Consider the following 1,069-nt stretch of genomic DNA (forward strand, 5'->3'; position numbering starts at 1 on the left):
ATGAAGAAACTCTGCGCAATAGACACGAAGGCAACTATCGAAGACAAGGATGGAAACCCAAAGATCTCACGGTAGTAAGTTAGCGCGCTCAGCTAACACTGAGCGCTTACTTTTGATTACAGATGATCAATTTGCAGACATCACAACGGATGCGAAGCTCCTGTACTCACTCATGCTGGATAGATCGTCTTTGTCAGCTAAAAATGGCTGGCTTGATAAGGAGGGAAAGGTTTATATCTTTTACACCTTAGAACAGATCATGACTGATATGCACTGCGCAAACCAGAAAGCGACAAAGCTGCTTAAGGAGCTAGAAACAAAAGGACTGATTGAACGAAAGAAGCGAGGACAGGGAAAAGTGACACGAATCTATGTGAGAGATTTCGCAACAGGACTGCATGGGGACGGAAATGGAGAGCGTCAAATTGAGACTCATGAAAATCATGATTCACAGACTCATGAAAATCGTGAGTCTAGAGATGTGGAGATCACAAGTCCGGACTCATGGAAATCATGCACTAATAATACTCATATTAATAATATTGATATGAGAAAGACTGATCCCATCCATCTATCGGCGGAATCAGCAAATCCAGGAGAAAAGGTGGTTAGGATGGATGATCCGATGAGAATCAGAAAACAGTATGAGGATTATCTCATGGAGAAGCTACGTATAGACGTACTGATCCAGAACAATCCATGTGATGTAGGACGGATAAATGAAATCTTTAATCTAATGTTGGATGTTTTGTGTAGCACGGCAAAGACCATCCGGATATCAGGAGATGACAAGCCGATAGATGTGGTAAGGGCTCAGTTTATGAAAATTGATTCAGGACATATGGAATACATACTGGATTGCTTTAAGCATCAAATCACTGATATCAGGAACGTGAAACAGTACCTGCTTGCAACAATCTACAACGCACCATTAACCATCGATCATTATTACACATCCAAGCTTCCTGTAATCTTCAAAGTAGATCGGGTTTGACATAAAAAGATACCTCACGGTACATTGATACTACTTATCAACCCGGGCGGTTATAAGAATCTAATGTACAAGAGG

At 41.3% G+C, this 1,069-nt stretch carries 1 protein-coding gene; it reads left to right on the forward strand.

Annotated elements, in window-relative coordinates; translation table 11 throughout:
• Positions 1–112: 112 nt before the first annotated feature.
• A complete protein-coding gene (locus ACTNC3_RS11370) occupies positions 113–994 on the forward strand; it encodes a DUF6017 domain-containing protein (protein WP_441227499.1) in 882 nt (293 codons plus the stop codon).
• The last annotated feature ends 75 nt before the right edge of the window (positions 995–1,069 follow it).

The sequence above is a fragment of the Oribacterium sp. HCP3S3_B9 genome, from assembly GCF_052064255.1.
In the GTDB taxonomy this organism is placed as follows: domain Bacteria; phylum Bacillota; class Clostridia; order Lachnospirales; family Lachnospiraceae; genus Oribacterium.